The sequence below is a fragment of the Marinobacter sp. genome (assembly GCF_965229985.1).
Taxonomy (GTDB): domain Bacteria; phylum Pseudomonadota; class Gammaproteobacteria; order Pseudomonadales; family Oleiphilaceae; genus Marinobacter.
Genome location: NZ_OZ245935.1, coordinates 3,967,041 through 3,983,119, shown reverse-complemented (window position 1 = coordinate 3,983,119; position 16,079 = coordinate 3,967,041). Strand labels below are relative to the sequence as shown.

Genomic DNA, 16,079 nt, shown 5'->3' with positions numbered 1-16,079 from the left:
GCAGGGCTTTCGAAAACTGTGCGGAGCCATGGATGGCGGAGCCCAAGCGTCACATGGATGTGCCGCAAGGAGCGTGTTTTCGAAAGCCCTGCCCGACTGCTCATGCTCCGGCGGACAACCGTTACTCCTCGGCAGCTACATGCTCCGCATAAGCCGCAGAGTCCATCAGGCCATCCAGCTCACCAGCATCCTCAAGCCGGACTTTGTAAAGCCAGCCGTCACCATAAGGATCTTCGTTAACCTTCTCCGGCTCATCCTCGAGGCTCTCATTCACCTCGATAACCTCACCAGTCACAGGGCTGAACACATCCGAAGCCGACTTGACCGACTCCGCCACACCGGCTTCCTCGCCACCATTCACCGTCGCGCCCACATCCGGAACCCCGATATAAACCACATCACCCAGCTGCTCCTGGGCAAAATCGGTAATGCCGACAGTCGCCGTGCCATCATCTGACACGCGAACCCATTGGTGGGTCTCAATGTATTTCAGGTCTGCGGGTATCTCACTCATAGTCTGGTTTCCTGAACGAATTTTTTGCGCAGTTTAACTGAAGACGTTAACTCCAGCGAACCTCACTTGCCAGCTTCATGAACGAATTCAGGTAATCTACCTCCCGATCCCGTTCACGAAGGCCCAGGAAGATCTGTTTGGGAATCCCCGCCTCACCCAACTGCACCGGCCGAACCGGAATCCGGCCCCCGTAATCCTCAACCAGCCACCGCGGAAGCGCAGCTACCCCACGACCTGCGGCAACCATTTGCAACATGATATCGGTGGTCTCGATAGTTTTATGTCGCGCAGGACTGGCATGGGCCGGCAACAGGAACCGCGTGTAGATATCGAGACGCTCGATCTCTACCGGGTAGGTGATCAGGGTTTCTTTTTCCAGATCCTCGGGTTCAGCCCACGCTTTTTCTGCCAGCACGTGGTCCGCTGCCACCACCAGCACCTGCTCGTAGTCGAACACAGGCTCGAAAACCAGGCCCGGGCGGTGCAACGGGTCCGGAGTCACCAGCATGTCGATGTCGTGACCAAACAGTGCGCCAATGCCGCCGAACTGAAATTTCTGCTTCACATCCACATCCACCCCGGGCCAGTCTTCCAGGTAGGGCCCGACCACTTTCAGCAACCATTGATAGCACGGATGACACTCCATCCCGATACGCAGCGTGCCACGCTGCCCCCTGGCAAACTGACCAATCAGCATTTCCGCATGCTCCATCTGCGGCAACAGTCTGTTGGCGAGTGACAGCAAATACTCACCAGACTGAGTGAGCCTGAGCTGCCGCCCTTCCCGCACCCAGATGTCGGTACCCAGCAGCTGTTCCAGCTTACGAATGGAATGGCTGAGAGCAGACTGGGTCAGATGCAGGCGTTCGGCGGCTGACGTCAGAGAACCCTGCTGATTGACCGCCCTGAGAATTTCCAGATGGCTCCGCTCGATCATCGACACCCCATATATGACTAATATTCATCGTTGTCTGAAATAATACCATTATTTTTCATCTACCCAGACAGATACTCTGCCCTTGTTGCAAACCAAAGAACCAAGCAGAGGACACATCATGGTAACTACACACTCTCTCGGCTTCCCCCGTATTGGCGCCCGCCGCGAGTTGAAATTTGCCCAGGAAGCCTTCTGGAAAGGCCAGATCAGCGAGGAGGAACTGCAGATTACCGGTGCCGATCTTCGGCGCAGGCATTGGCAGAACCAACACCAACTTGACCAGGTGCCCGTCGGCGACTTCTCCTTTTACGATCAGGTACTGGACATGAGCTTCACCCTGGGCAATGTGCCCGAGCGGGTGGGCGACACCGGCGGCAATGAGCTTGACCGCTATTTTCGAGTGGCCCGGGGCCGCTCCGGGCGGGAATCAGCATGCTGTGGTGTTCAGGCCGGGGAAATGACCAAATGGTTCGACACCAATTACCACTACATCGTGCCCGAGTTTCACCAGCACACACGTTTCCAACTCAATGGCAACCGGCTGATCGAACAGATCACCGAGGCCCGGGCTCAGGGGCTCACCCCGAAGCCGGTGATCATCGGACCGGTCACCTACCTCTGGCTGGGCAAAGCCAAAGATGAGAGTGATCGGCTTTCGCTGCTGGAATCGCTGCTGCCTGTTTACTCACAGCTTCTGGATCTACTGGCAGAGCATGACATTGAGTGGGTTCAGGTAGACGAACCCGCGCTTGTGACCGACCTGGACGCAGACTGGCGCCACGCCTTCAGCCTGGCCTACCACCACCTTAAAACCAGCGCTCCAAAGCTGTTGGTAACCACTTACTTCGGTGAGTTGCGTGAAAACCTGCAACTGGCCTGTGAGCTACCTGTGGCGGGATTGCATCTGGACGCCATCAGCGCCCCGCAGGAAGTCGCCCGGGTGGTCGATTGGCTGCCTCCGCACAAGCATCTGTCTCTGGGCGTCATTAATGGCCGGAATATCTGGAAAACGGATCTGGAGAAAGTCCTGGACTGGCTGGAACCGGTCTACGAAAAGTTGGGGAATCGTCTCTGGCTCGCGCCATCCTGCTCTCTGCTCCATGTGCCTGTCGATCTCGCGAGCGAAGAAAAGCTGGATCCGGAAATCCGCAGCTGGCTGGCATTTGCAATTCAAAAGTTGGACGAGCTGAATACTCTCTCCACGGCGTTGAATCACGGCAGAGCAGCCGTTCGCAAACAGCTGGCAGAATCGACGGTCGCCGTGAATAACCGGAAAACGTCCGCACGAGTGCACGATGCCTCTGTCCGGGCCCGAATCGCTGACATCAGCCCGGTACTCGGACAGCGCCAAAGCCCGTACCCGGACCGCATCAACACCCAACAGCAGAAGCTTGGTTTACCACGCTTCCCTACCACCACCATCGGCTCCTTTCCCCAGACGCGGGATATTCGCCAGACCCGGCTACAGTTCCGCAGGGGCGAGCTGACAGAAGCGGATTACACCCGTCGGATTCGGGAAGAAGTGCGTCGCTGCGTCGCCGAGCAGGAGGCCCTCGGGCTCGATGTTCTTGTCCACGGCGAGGCCGAGCGCAATGACATGGTCGAGTATTTCGGCGAGCAGTTGGACGGCTATGCCTTCAGCCAATTCGGTTGGGTACAGTCCTACGGGTCCCGGTGCGTGAAGCCCCCCATCCTGTTCGGTGACATCTCACGCCCGAACCCCATGACCGTCGAGTGGATCCGCTACGCCCAGTCGCTCACCGAAAAGCCTCTGAAGGGCATGCTGACGGGCCCCGTCACCATTCTTAACTGGTCGTTCGTACGAGACGATCAGCCACGACGGGAGAGTTGTCTTCAGTTGGCACTGGCAATCCGGGAGGAGGTACTTGATCTGGAGGCCGCCGGGGTTGGCATTATCCAGATTGATGAAGCCGCCCTGAGGGAAGGCCTGCCGCTAAGGCAATCCGATTGGAACGACTACCTGGGCTGGGCCATCGAAGCCTTCCGGATTGCTGCAAATGGCGTTCGCGACGAAACCCAGATCCACACCCACATGTGCTACTCGGAATTCAACGACATTATTGAAGCCATCGCCCGAATGGATGCGGACGTTATCACCATCGAAACCTCCCGCTCGGACATGGAACTTCTCGATGCCTTCCGTGGCTTCCAGTATCCAAACGACATCGGCCCAGGAGTCTACGACATCCACTCACCCAACATTCCGGACAGCGAGCAGATCCGATCATTGATGGTGAAAGCAGCAGAGCGGATACCGGCGGAGCGGCTATGGGTTAACCCGGACTGTGGCCTGAAGACTCGCCAATGGGAGGAGGTGCTTCCCGCCTTGAGAAGCATGGTCGCTGCTGCTCGGGAACTGCGGACAAGCCTTCAGTAACCCGTACTGTTCTGATCCAGCTCGAACTGGAAATCTTTCGCCCGGCGGACTTCCGTGGTGAAGTCCCCGGACTCGTGGAATTCGAGCCAACGGTAGCCAGGCGGAAGGTCCTCAACCGAAAACTTGCTGGAACCTGAGGTAAACTGGATACAGGTGGACGGCGTGGCCAGAAGTTGCACGCCGTTACGTTCGCGCTCATGCTCCTGGTGAATGTGCCCCCACAACACGATCCTTACCTGAGGGAATCGATCGACCACCTGCCAGAACGCGTCCCGGTTGGTAAGTCCAATTTTTTCCATCCAGTCAGAACCAATATCCACCGGGTGGTGATGCAAAGCAACGACCGCTGGCATATCCGGGTGCCGCTCCAGGGCTTGGGCCAGGAAATCCAGCTCTGAATCGGCCAGAGCCCCAAAAACCCTACCGGGCACGGAGGAGTCCAGCATGATGAACTGCCAGCCACCCCGGATCACATGCCGGGCGCAGGCATCATACTCGCCAGCGACTGTCACCAGGTTAGCCGCATGATCATGGTTACCGGCAATCCAGACTGATGGGCAGGAAAATACTTTCAGGCTCTCGCCAAACACACGGTAGGCTTCCACCGACCCATCCTGGGCAAGGTCTCCGGTGGCCAGAATCAGGTCCGGCTGGCCGTGTACTTTCAGTACCTCTGCAATAACCGCTTGCAGGCTTTCCCGGGTTCTGACGCCCAACAGGTCTCCATCGGCACGCGCCATCAGGTGGGGATCAGTCAGCTGCAGTACCCGCAGTGGCCGGGCTTGTTCCTTTATGGTCATGGCTTTCTGGATCTACTCACTGGCAATACGTGGTGTTAAACCAAGTGTACGACGCCGGTTCGCGGATTTATCACTTTGGAATCGAACCGGAGTCACATTCTGGCCAGACTTTGGCGAAATATTGCAATTTTTGACAACTATGGCACATCGTAGAGCCATAGCCACACCACTTTAGTACGGGATAAGCCTATGACAGCCCGCCTCAGTCGACGCCTTCACCGGCAGACCAGGCGGCATGCTCCATGGGAAGGTGACCAAACCGAAGACAGTAATCCAGCCAATCGGCAAGGAAACCGTTGACCTGAACCTTCTCATCCGGGTGGTGCATGAAGCGATTGGGGTAATCATTGACGGGGGCAATCTGGCGATCACGGTAGCAACTGATCACTTCTGCCATAGTGGCGTCGTGGTAGACCCGCACGGTCATTTGAGGATTATTGAGCCAGCGCCCGGAATTGTGGACCTGTTCAAGAAGCAGGGTTTCGGTGAATTTGGCTGTCTGAAGCACCTGAATCCGGACTCGTCCCAGATAAAGGTTTTCACGGTGCAGCTCAAATTCGCAGACGGGCTTGCCGTCCACTTCCAGCTGCCGCAATTTCTGTAGCCGCTGATAGTTCCCATCACACAGGGCACCAAGTTGCCTCAGATCAGGAACGTACCGCTTGGGCTTCATGCTCCACTCACCCATCACTGCCACCCTTCCTCAAACGGGCACGATTCAGTTCGAGCCACTGGAGGGCAATAATGGCGGCAGCGTTGTTGATACGACCATCGTGGATCATCGCTATGGCATCATCCGAAGACACCACATGGGCACGGATGTCCTCGTGTTCGTGTTCCATGCCATAGAGCCCGCCGGCATCTTCGGTGCTCACGCGGCCACAGTACAGATGAATCATCTCGGTGCTGCCGCCCGGGGATACCAGGTAATCGCAGATTTTTTCCAGCGGTTCAAATGTTAGCCCCGCCTCTTCCTGGCCTTCCCGCTGCGCCACCTCTTCCGGGCTCTCACCATCTTCGTTCATCCCCGCTACGAGCTCCAGCAGCCAGGGCGACTGGTCGCGGCCCAGGGCACCGAGGCGGAATTGCTCCAGCAGAACCACTTCGTCCCGTTCCGGATCGTAGGGCAGCACGCAGGTGGCATCTCCCCGGATGAACAGCTCCCGGGTAAAAATGGGCATCTCCCGTCCATCAAAACGCGGGTGGGTCAACCAGAGCTTATCCATGCGGAAGAAGCCCTGGAAGACGGTTTCACGTTTCTCGACTTTGACGTCGTTGGCGTTGAACTGGAACGGTTTGGCCATTTTTCATCCGGTCGTTGAATCGACTTGGAACGATAGCCTTTAGTTGGGTATTACTTCAAGTTCAAACCTTGTCGTAAAGCTTACTCCCGGACTCCACGAACTCGCGGGATTTCTCCTGCATGCCGGCATCCACTGCGGATACCTCATCCAGGCCGTGCTCCTTCGCATAATCCCGAACCTCCTGGGAAATCTGCATGGAGCAGAACTTCGGACCGCACATGGAACAGAAATGCGCCACCTTGGCGGATTCCTTCGGCAGGGTCTCATCGTGGTAGGCGCGAGCCGTATCCGGGTCCAGACCGAGGTTGAACTGATCTTCCCAACGGAATTCGAAACGGGCCTTGGAGAGCGCATTATCGCGAATCTGGGCACCCGGGTGCCCCTTCGCCAGGTCGGCGGCGTGGGCGGCGATCTTGTAAGTAATGATTCCGGTTTTCACATCGTCCTTGTTGGGCAGCCCCAGGTGTTCTTTGGGTGTGACGTAGCAAAGCATGGCACAGCCGAACCAGCCGATCATGGCGGCACCAATGCCGGACGTGATGTGATCGTAGCCCGGCGCAATATCGGTAATCAGCGGGCCCAGGGTGTAGAACGGCGCTTCGTCGCAGCATTCGAGCTGCTTGTCCATATTCTCTTTCACCAGATGCATGGGCACATGGCCGGGGCCTTCAATCATGCACTGCACATCGTGTTTCCAGGCAATCTTGGTGAGTTCACCGAGGGTTTCCAATTCACCGAACTGCGCTGCGTCGTTGGCATCGGCAATGGAGCCGGGGCGCAGGCCGTCGCCAAGACTGAACGACACATCATAGGCTTTCATGATTTCGCAGATATCCTCGAAGTGCTCGTACAGGAAACTTTCCTTGTGATGCGCCAGGCACCATTTGGCCATGATGGAACCGCCACGGGAGACGATTCCAGTGGTGCGCTTTGCGGTCATGGGCACATGATGCAGGCGAACGCCCGCGTGAATCGTAAAATAGTCCACTCCCTGCTCGGCCTGCTCGATCAGCGTATCCCGGAAGATTTGCCAGGTCAGGTCCTCGGCCACACCGCCGACTTTTTCCAGTGCCTGGTATATCGGCACAGTGCCGATGGGAACCGGCGAATTGCGAATAATCCACTCCCGGGTTTCATGAATGTTCTTGCCGGTGGATAAATCCATCACCGTATCCGAGCCCCAGCGGATGCCCCAGGTCAGCTTTTCCACTTCTTCCTCAATGGAGGAACTGACTGCCGAGTTCCCGATGTTGCCGTTGATCTTTACTAAAAAGTTACGGCCAATGATCATTGGCTCGGTTTCCGGATGATTGATGTTTGCCGGAATGATAGCGCGGCCGCGAGCCACCTCGTCACGGACAAACTCCGGCGTAATTTCCGGAGGCAGATTAGCGCCGAAGGACTGACCGGGATGCTGGTCTTTCAGCAGCCCTTGCTCCCGGGCTTCCTGCAGTTTCATATTTTCCCGAATGGCGATGTACTCCATTTCCGGAGTAATAACGCCCTGACGGGCGTAATGCATCTGGGAGACGTTATGACCGGGTTTGGCACGCAAGGGTTTGCGCTCATCCATAAAGCGCAGCGGGTCGAGCTGCGGATCCTTCATGCGGCGGCGGGTGAATTCGGAGGAATAACCGGGGAGTTGTTCCACATCACCGCGCTCCTCAATCCATGCAGCCCTTAAAGGCTTGAGTCCCTTGCGCAGGTCAATGGTCGCTTCCGGATCGGTGTAGGGGCCGGACGTATCGTACACTACCACCGGGGGATTCTTTTCACCGCCCATCTCCGTCGGCGTATCCTGCACGGTAATTTCCCGCATGGGCACGCGTAGATCGGGTCGGCTACCCTGTACGTAGATTTTACGTGAACTTGGCAGGGGTTTAATGGCGGCGGAATCCACCTTGGCGGAATCGCTGAGGTAATCAGGCAAGTTAGTCATCATTCGCTCCCGGAACAGTTTTGGGATTTCGGGTCGCGTATGACGGAGCTTTCGACGCGGGCTCCCTCCGGGGAGAACACTGGTCTGTCAGCACTGTGGTCTTAAATCCCTACGCCGGTATTATCCGGATCAGGTCGCGGGTTCTGCGATGCAATCTCAGCCGGTTGCTCCCATTTCTTCGGAAAGCAGACCAGCACCCCGTCAAGACGCGAATCTGTAAAGCATGACACCCATAATGGGTGCCATTTGCAAGTGTAGAGCTGCGGGCAATTATTGTCCATAATGGCCAACCAGACCCGTCGGCCCACAAAACGGGGCAAAGTCGCGTGCCCGCCAGCCCGACACGAGCCTCGACTACCGGGCAAAGATGCGTAACTGTATTCAGGAGACACGATGAAGAAGCGACTGCTTTCCGGACTTATTGGCCTCATGGCGGCCCAGCCCGCTCTTTCCATGGATCTGGTCGAGACCTATGAGAAAGCACTTTCCTACGACTCCGGCATTGCCGCAGCCCAGGCAAGCTTTGAAGCCCAACAGGCGGCCAGCGATGTCAGCCAGAGCGCATTGCTACCACAGATCGGCGCCTTCGGTGAGGGCAACTACATCGATGTGGATGGTCCCAGCCAGGACAACAGCTACCAGGAACTGAATTACGGCGTTCAGCTTAGCCAGCCACTGTTCCGGGCCGATGCCTGGTTCCGGTATGACGCCAGCAAATTCCAAACAGAATCGGCTCGCGCCGAATACAACCTCGCCCAGCAGCAGCTGATCCTGGATGTTGCAACCGCTTACTTCGATGTTCTGAGAGCCAAGGATACCGTTTCGACTGCCAAGGCCGCCGAAGCAGCGATTCAGCGCCAATATGAACAAGCTCAGGAGCGTTTTGATGTAGGGCTGATTGCCATTACTGAGGTTTATGAGGCTCGAGCGAGCTTTGACGACACCAAGAGTCAGCGTATTGCGGCAGAGAACCGGTTGAATGTCGCAAGAGAGCAACTGGCCCGATTGACTGGGGAGTACGCTGAAAAGCTGGACAACCTGCGCCAGAATTTCCCACTAGGTCGCCCGGATCCAATGGACCCTTCGGCCTGGGAAACAACCGCCCTGGAACAGAACTGGTCTATCCAGTCAGCTCTTTATGAGCTGAATGCCAACGAAGCCAGCCTCAGGGAAGCAAAAGCCGGGCACTATCCGACTTTGGATCTGAACGCGTCTTACGGCAAAACAGATCTGAATGGAATTGATGGTTCCAACGCTCCGATTACCAGCCAGCAGGATGGTACTACGACCCGCGGGACTATCGGTCTTACGCTCAACGTCCCCCTCTATTCAGGTGGTGGCACGCAGGCGGGCGTTCGCCAACAACGTTCACTTGTAACGGTCGCGGAACAGTCACTAAACACCGTTCGGCGGGATGTTCGGGTTACTACTCGAAGCCTGTTTCTGACCGTCAACAATAATGTTGAGACAGCCTCTGCGCTGGAGCAGACGATCATTTCCCGGCGAAGTGCTCTGGACGCTACCCGAGCTGGTTATGAGGTGGGAACAAGGAACATTGTCGAAGTGTTGGATGCAGAAAGGGCCTACTACGTTGCCCTGCTGGATTATGCAAACGCCCGCTACGATTATGTAATCAACTCACTTCAGTTGAAACAGGCCGCCGGCACTCTAAGCCCTCAGGATCTGATCGAGTTGAACAACTGGCTGAGCGCTGCCGCACCCGGCATTGAAGCACTGGCAAACGAAACAGAAACACTGGACGATCCTACTCAGTAACGATGAGGGCGGGCCTGAAGGCTCGCCCTCATATTTTTCGACAGATGTGTTACACCCGCTCGATGATACCATCGACTACCTTGTCCAGCGCCCCGCGGTTCTTGTTCACAACCTCCAGCGCTCGTTGACCAATCGCTTCGCGTTCCCTGCTATCGCTAAAGAGGGACGACACGTGAGCGGCCAGATCATCTGCATCAGAAACCAGTTTCACGCCCCGGTCATCCAGCAGGCGCTGGTAAATCGTCTCGAAATTGAAGATGTGGGGGCCTGAAAACACCGGAATTCCCCATCCGGCAGGCTCCAGGGGATTATGCCCACCGCGCTCGATCAACGAGCCGCCAACGAACGCCAGATCGCTGGCTCCGTAAAGCATCATCAGCTCCCCCATGGTATCTCCCAGATACACCTGGGCTTGGGCTGGGTCCTCTCCGCGCGATCGGCGGGCCAGAGTCAGCCCTTCCTTCACCGCTTTCTCCGCCACCGGCTCAAAGCGGTCGGGGTGTCTCGGAACCAGGATAAGCAGGGCGTCCGGATGTTCAATCAAAACTTTTCCATGGGCTGCGAGGAGTTGCTCATTCTCGCTGCCGTGGGTGCTGCCGGCAATCCAGACTGGCCGACGTGCCAGTTTCTGCCGAAGCCTCGTGGCCGATGCCCGCAAATCCTCTGGAATATCCACGTCAAATTTAACGCTACCTGTGACGGCCACTTTGGCAGGCGCAACCCCTATTCGCCGGAAGCGCTCAGCGTCTTTCTCGGCCTGGGCAGCCACCCAGCTGATACTCCGCATGATGGGAGCGGCGAGGCCACGGATGCGCTCGTACCCCCGAGCGGATCGCTCTGACAGACGGGCGTTGATAAGGAACACGGGAACCCGGCGGGCCCGGCACTGGCGAATCATGTTCGGCCAGATTTCGGTCTCCATGATAACCAGGATCCGCGGATTGGCCCGGTCCAGGAAGCGTCGGATGGCACCGGGCGTGTCATAGGGTGCGTAGGCGTACTGCACCTGATCACCGAACATCTTGCGCGCCTGGGACAGACCGGTGTCGGTCATGGCAGTCATCAGGATAGTAATACCCGGGTTCCGGACCAGAAGACGCCGAACCATCGGCGCCGCCGCAATGGTTTCACCCACCGAAACCGCATGTACCCACACAACCGTGCCGCTTGCCCGGGGCACAACACCCAGGCGCTGGTACCAGTTACGCCTGAGCTCCGGAGCTCGACGTCCGTTCCACCATAGGCGCAGCAGGATGAACGGCAGAATCAGCCGAATAAGCTGGGAATAGATAAATTGCAGCACACAGGACTCCGGGCAAAACAGTGCGTTATCATATCGCAAAACCTATTGATTTGCTTCCGATTGATCGCTCGGGCCATTGTGCCGCCACCGATTAATTCAGAACTTTCAGGACGTGCTCTACGTGAAAAAGAAATACCGCAAATTACCGCGCAACACGGATTACTCGGCCTACCGCCATCCCCGCTGGTGGCCCACCTGGCTGGGAATCTTTTTGATGTGGTGTGTGTCCCGGTTGCCGATACGCGTTCAGTGGTGGCTGGGCAAGTTGGCGGGACTGCTAGCGCTACGCTTTGCCCGCAGTCGCCGACACATCGCCGAGGTAAATATCCAGCTTTGTTTTCCGGAACTTACTGCCGCCCAGCAATCGGCGCTGGTTCGGAATGCGTTTATTGCCAATGGCATCGGTTTGCTGGAACTGGGCATCGCCTGGTTTCGCGATCCAGCCAAACTGACAGGCATCACGCAAGTCCATGGCCTTGAGCATTTCGAGCATGCTCTGGCCCAGGGCAAAGGCGTTTTATTATTGGGGGGCCATTACAGCACCCTGGACCTGGGCGGGAGCCTGGTGACCGAATTTATTGAGGCAGACGTCATGCAGCGCGATCATAATAATCCGCTGATGAACGCCGTGATGACGAGAGCCCGTGAACGCCGCTATGGCACTGTGCTGGGCGCAAGAGACCTGCGGGGCCTGTTTCGCAGCCTGAAGAAAAACCGGGCGGTCTGGTATGCCACCGACCAGGATTACGGCCGCAAGGATATTGTCTTTGCGCCGTTCTTCGGAATACCAGCGGGCACGATTACCGCTACGTCAAGGATTGCCGAGCGTAGCGGATGCGCAGTGGTTCCGTTCAGTCATTTCCGGCGCGAGGATGGCCCGGGTTACGACATTTACTTCCACCCTGCCCTTGAGAACTTTCCCAGCGGGGATGATCTCAAGGATGCAACATTGATCAACCAGGCTATCGAGCGGGAAGTGCGGCGCGCCCCTGATCAATATCTGTGGATGCATCGGCGCTTCAAAACGCGCCCGGATAAGAACGATCCGGGATTCTACAAACGCCGGTAACGAAGAATTCAGGCAACACGGAGGCCGGCAGTGCATGCCGGAACACCATGGCCACACCCGACCCCAGAACCCAGGATGCATCCACACCCGTGGTGTGGCTTCTCACCGACAACAAGCCGGGCCACCGGAATCAGCTGAAGGGGCTTGGCAATCGGCTTCGTGTCCTGGCCGGGGCAAGCACCTACTGGGTTGATGCTTCCGCTGCACAGGTGCCGCTGTGGCGTGCATTGCTGGGTTCCGCACCACGCATGGAGGCGTCACTGCCTCGCCCTGATCTGGTCATCGCGGCCGGGTCTGGCACTCATCGCCTACTGCTTGCACTGCGGAAACTTCGCGGAACCCGAACGCTGATCATTATGAAGCCAGCGTTTCCGCTGTCTCTGGTCAGCGGCGCCCTGATTCCGGCCCACGATCGCGTCCAACCGGGCCCGCGGGTGCTGTTAACCGAGGGCGCTCTGAATACCATCACACCCCTCGCCAGAATCACTGAGAAACTAGAAGCGCTATTACTCATTGGTGGGCCTTCGCCGCACTTCGACTGGGACGATGATGTCGTCCTGGGCCAGATATCACACCTGATCGGTCAGTACCCAGACTGGCGCTGGACCATCAGTACCTCACGCCGAACACCGAAGCCCCTGCAGGACCGCCTCGACGACATGGCCGGACTGCGGATTACCGTTGTTCACCCCCAGCAGACCCACGAGGACTGGCTAAGCCACCAACTTTCCGCCTCACGGGCGGCCTGGGTGACCCCGGACAGCATGTCCATGGTCTGCGAGGCAGCAACCTCCGGTGTGCCAACGGGACTTTTCGAGCTACCGGCCAGATCCGGCAGCCGGGTTGTGGAAGGTGTGGAACGGTTGGTACGGGACGGGTATGTTGCCCAGTGGACGGACCACGCCAGCGTCATGGCAGGCCGGGCCGACCACGACCGGTCCCTCTGGGAAGCCAACCGCGCAGCCCGATGGGTACTCGAGAACGGGTTTCTGCCAAAGAGCCACAAAACCAATCAACGCCTGCACCAGGGGGCCTAACCTTGAGAATTCTCCAGGCACTTCCAGCGCTGTACAGCGGCGGCGTGGAAAGAGGTACCGTCGAGTTCGCCGCCGACCTCGTCAAACGCGGCCACGAATCTTTTGTCGTCTCCAAGGGCGGCCCCATGGCGGAACAACTGCGGGGACAGGGTTCGAAGCATATTTTCATGCCGATTCACCGGAAAACCCCCGCATCCTTCGGTCAGATTCTGCCGATGCGAAAACTGCTTCTTGAATTGAAGCCGGACATCGTTCATGTCCGCTCGCGCATGCCCGCCTGGATCATCTTCCTGGCCCTGAAAAGCATACCGAAGCAGCAACGCCCGGCGGTCGTATCTACCTTCCATGGTATGTACTCGGTAACGCCCTACAGTGCCATCATGACCCGCGCCAATCACATCATTGCGGTGTCCCAGTGTGTCCGGGATTACGTGATAAACAACTACCCGGTCCCCGAGGAAAAGCTCACTGTCATCCAGCGGGGTGTCGATGTGGATGCCTTCCATCAACGGGAGCTTACACAGCAATGGCTGGACCGCTGGTTCCGTCAATATCCGCAGCTTGCCGGGAAGAAAATCATCATGATGCCCGGGCGGATTTCCCGCTGGAAAGGGCAACTGGACTTCCTGGCCATGATGTCGAAACTGGTGCGGGACCGGCCAGATTGCCATGGCATCATTGTCGGTGGAGCGGAACCCGGCAAAGAGCATTTCCTGGATGAACTGGAAAAGGAACGGGCGCGCCTGGATCTGACCGACAAGGTCAGCTTCCTTGGCCAGCGCAATGACATGACCAACCTTTACCTGCTCGCCGAGGTGGTCTGTCATATGAGCACCAAACCGGAACCCTTTGGCCGGACGGTGACCGAAGCGCTGGCCTCCGGAACACCGGTCGTGGCCTATAATCGGGGCGGTGCAGCAGAAACCCTGCAGGCCTGTTTCAGGGAGGGGCTGGTGACACCGGATAACGTGGAGGAATTTGCCCAGGCGGTTTCCCGGCTGCTGGATGCCAAACCGCCGGCCATCGAGATCCCCTATCGGTTCAGATTGGAAGCGCAAACCGAGGCAACATTGCGGGTTTATGAGAACGTGCTGAAAAACGCAGCCGGCCGATCATGACTTCTCCCGGCAAATTAACCATTGTCCTTCTTGTCGCCACACCCGGAACCACCTGGGGCGGCATGGAACAGCACACCGCGGATCTGGCGGGTGCACTGGCGGTACGCGGGCATAGCGTCCATGTGCTGGGCCATAAAACCTATCGGGACAAGTTCCCTGCCGGCGTACAGTTTCATCCACTGCCGGTTCAACTCGGGCGACGGAACCTCTGGCTCCAACTGGCCCTCCGCCGGCGACTTCGAGAATTATCGCCCGATATCCTGCACGCCCAGGGCAATAAGGCAGCGCAACTGGCCGGTAAAACCGGAAAGCTTGCCCGTGTGCGCATCGGCACAGTGCACGGCACCAAGTCCAGCCACAAGGCATTTGATCGCCTCGACGAGATCGTTGCAGTAAGCCCACGGATCCTGGGATCTCTGCGTCACCCACACAAACACCTGATCTACAACGGCGTGGACTCAGAGCGCCCACGAATTCCAGCCAATGATGGCCCCGAGCTTCCGGCAGGTGTCACCAATGTGATAGCCGTGGGGCGCCTGGAACCCGTAAAAGGCTTTGATGCGCTGATCAGGGCCTGGGCTATACTTGGCCCCTCTGCCGACGACTGCCACCTGACCATATTCGGCGAAGGAAGCCAGCGGGAACAGCTGGCGCGTCTAATTCAACAATCAGGTCTCGGAGAATCGGTCACCCTGGCAGGGTTCAGTCGGAACCTGGCACCGGTTTACTGCAAAGCCGAACTGGCAGTGATCAGCTCCGAGCGGGAAGGTTTTCCCTATGTGCTGGCTGAGTCGCTCATCTACGGTTGCCCGGTTGTCTCCACTCCGGTGTCCGGGCCTCGCGATCTTCTCCCACCTTCCTCTCTCAGCGCTGGACACAACGACCGAGACCTTGCCGATCTCATGGCCCGGGCGCTCGCCAATCTGGAAGCGTTGAAACAGAGCCAGCGGTCCGCTATGGCGTTTGCACGTGAAACCCTCACACTGAAAGCCATGGCTGAACAAACAGAGGCCCTTTATCGAAAAGCCATTACTGAGCGCCGGGCCACTGGAAAATAATCTGGGCACGCTGATTCCTAACGGGCACTTTCCTCCTCAAACTCAGACAGCATCTGTATCTCGCGAGCCTTCGCCAACCGCATAAAATTCCGGTTGGCCGCAGTAATGGCAACGCTAAGGCCAAACCAGCCGTTCAGAATCTGTCGGTGCAGCAGATAATACTTCAGGAACTTCAGGGGAAACTCGGCGAACAGACGGGCACTTGAGATTCGTCGCCCCTTTGCGGCAATAAAGCGAGCCTGCTCCGTAGACAACTGGCAGTACTTGCGCTCCATCTGCTCCAGGGAAATCAGCGTGCGATGCAACACGTCGCCTTTGAGATCCACGACCCGGCCTGATTTCACCTGGGGTCGGTCATTGTTGCTGTCCTTTTCGGCCTCAATCACCGCCTTGTTGCGATTGTAGAGCCTGAGGATTCTCTTGGATTTATCATGACGGAACGGATGCCGGGGATTTGGCTGGGACAGCACCCAGCGCATCCGGAACCCCGCAACATCCGGGTCAACCGGCGTTGAGAACCGGGCCTTGATGTTGGCCACAAGTTCGTCCGAAAGCACCTCATCCGCATCCAGATCCAGCACCCAGTCATTTCGGCACAGGCTCGCGGCAAAAGCTTTCTGGCAGGCAAACCCCTGCCAGTCGTTATGAACAAACCGGGCGCCCGCCGCTTCTGCAATTTCTCGGGTTCGGTCAGTGCTCCCGGAATCAACTACGATAACCTCATCGACCCAGCCAGAAACCTTCGCCAGGGATTCCGGCAATCGCAGTTCTTCGTTCTGGGTGATGTAATAAACGGACAACGGCAGCTTCATCACAATTCCTGGTG

At 57.6% G+C, this 16,079-nt stretch carries 14 protein-coding genes and 1 riboswitch; of the genes, 6 read left to right on the top strand and 8 right to left on the bottom strand.

Annotated elements, in window-relative coordinates; all coding sequences use genetic code 11:
* Positions 1-121 precede the first annotated feature (121 nt).
* On the bottom strand, positions 122-514 hold the full coding sequence (gcvH, locus tag ACO06L_RS18280) for a glycine cleavage system protein GcvH (protein WP_064230283.1): 393 nt from the start codon (positions 512-514) through the stop codon (positions 122-124).
* A gap of 46 nt (positions 515-560) precedes the next feature.
* The gene (locus tag ACO06L_RS18275; RefSeq protein WP_202348089.1) at positions 561-1,451 is read right to left on the bottom strand and encodes a LysR family transcriptional regulator; all 891 of its coding nucleotides are present in this window, start codon (positions 1,449-1,451) and stop codon (positions 561-563) included.
* A 118-nt stretch (positions 1,452-1,569) separates the two neighbouring features.
* Between ACO06L_RS18275 and metE the strand changes: the two genes are divergently transcribed.
* The gene (gene metE, locus ACO06L_RS18270) at positions 1,570-3,849 is read left to right on the top strand and encodes a 5-methyltetrahydropteroyltriglutamate--homocysteine S-methyltransferase (RefSeq protein WP_202348090.1); all 2,280 of its coding nucleotides are present in this window, start codon (positions 1,570-1,572) and stop codon (positions 3,847-3,849) included.
* On the opposite strand, the gene cpdA is transcribed toward metE, so the two are convergent.
* The 4 genes from cpdA to thiC all read right to left on the bottom strand — a co-directional run bounded on the left by cpdA (position 3,843) and on the right by thiC (position 7,892).
* Positions 3,843-4,649, bottom strand: coding sequence for a 3',5'-cyclic-AMP phosphodiesterase (gene cpdA, locus ACO06L_RS18265; RefSeq protein WP_064230286.1), 807 nt, complete (start codon positions 4,647-4,649; stop codon positions 3,843-3,845). The two genes, metE and cpdA, sit on opposite strands and share 7 nt — an antisense overlap.
* A 202-nt stretch (positions 4,650-4,851) precedes the next feature.
* The gene (locus ACO06L_RS18260) at positions 4,852-5,337 is read right to left on the bottom strand and encodes a DUF1249 domain-containing protein (RefSeq protein WP_064230287.1); all 486 of its coding nucleotides are present in this window, start codon (positions 5,335-5,337) and stop codon (positions 4,852-4,854) included.
* Complete coding sequence (locus tag ACO06L_RS18255) at positions 5,330-5,953, bottom strand: NUDIX domain-containing protein (RefSeq protein ID WP_202348091.1); 624 nt, start codon at positions 5,951-5,953, stop codon at positions 5,330-5,332. Before ACO06L_RS18255 ends, ACO06L_RS18260 begins: the two co-directional genes overlap by 8 nt.
* Before the next feature lie 61 nt (positions 5,954-6,014).
* Entirely contained in the window at positions 6,015-7,892 is a 1,878-nt protein-coding gene (thiC, locus tag ACO06L_RS18250; protein ID WP_202348092.1) for a phosphomethylpyrimidine synthase ThiC, read from the bottom strand.
* Between the two features lie 88 nt (positions 7,893-7,980).
* Positions 7,981-8,103: riboswitch (TPP riboswitch) on the bottom strand.
* A gap of 182 nt (positions 8,104-8,285) precedes the next feature.
* Here thiC and ACO06L_RS18245 point away from each other — a divergent pair.
* Complete coding sequence (locus ACO06L_RS18245) at positions 8,286-9,668, top strand: TolC family outer membrane protein (protein WP_202348093.1); 1,383 nt, start codon at positions 8,286-8,288, stop codon at positions 9,666-9,668.
* Between the two features lie 49 nt (positions 9,669-9,717).
* On the opposite strand, the gene waaA is transcribed toward ACO06L_RS18245, so the two are convergent.
* The gene (gene waaA, locus ACO06L_RS18240; protein WP_202348094.1) at positions 9,718-10,971 is read right to left on the bottom strand and encodes a lipid IV(A) 3-deoxy-D-manno-octulosonic acid transferase; all 1,254 of its coding nucleotides are present in this window, start codon (positions 10,969-10,971) and stop codon (positions 9,718-9,720) included.
* 121 nt (positions 10,972-11,092) lie between these two features.
* Here waaA and lpxL point away from each other — a divergent pair, with 121 nt between their 5' ends.
* Genes lpxL through ACO06L_RS18220 form a run of 4 tightly spaced genes read left to right on the top strand, consistent with a single transcriptional unit; the run spans position 11,093 to position 15,253 of the window.
* Positions 11,093-12,040, top strand: a complete 948-nt coding sequence (gene lpxL, locus ACO06L_RS18235) for an LpxL/LpxP family Kdo(2)-lipid IV(A) lauroyl/palmitoleoyl acyltransferase (RefSeq protein ID WP_202348095.1) — start codon at positions 11,093-11,095, stop codon at positions 12,038-12,040.
* Positions 12,041-12,087: 47 nt separating this feature from the next.
* Positions 12,088-13,077 carry a mitochondrial fission ELM1 family protein gene (locus ACO06L_RS18230; RefSeq protein WP_202348096.1) on the top strand — a complete coding sequence of 330 codons (990 nt, stop codon included), beginning with the start codon at positions 12,088-12,090 and terminating at the stop codon, positions 13,075-13,077.
* Positions 13,078-13,079: 2 nt separating this feature from the next.
* Complete coding sequence (locus ACO06L_RS18225) at positions 13,080-14,195, top strand: glycosyltransferase family 4 protein (protein WP_064230293.1); 1,116 nt, start codon at positions 13,080-13,082, stop codon at positions 14,193-14,195.
* The gene (locus ACO06L_RS18220) at positions 14,192-15,253 is read left to right on the top strand and encodes a glycosyltransferase (RefSeq protein ID WP_202348097.1); all 1,062 of its coding nucleotides are present in this window, start codon (positions 14,192-14,194) and stop codon (positions 15,251-15,253) included. The genes ACO06L_RS18225 and ACO06L_RS18220 overlap by 4 nt, the downstream gene beginning before the upstream one ends.
* 17 nt (positions 15,254-15,270) lie before the next feature.
* Here the strand turns inward: ACO06L_RS18220 and ACO06L_RS18215 are convergent, their stop codons facing one another.
* Positions 15,271-16,065 carry a glycosyltransferase family 2 protein gene (locus tag ACO06L_RS18215; RefSeq protein ID WP_202348098.1) on the bottom strand — a complete coding sequence of 265 codons (795 nt, stop codon included), beginning with the start codon at positions 16,063-16,065 and terminating at the stop codon, positions 15,271-15,273.
* Positions 16,066-16,079 lie beyond the last annotated feature (14 nt).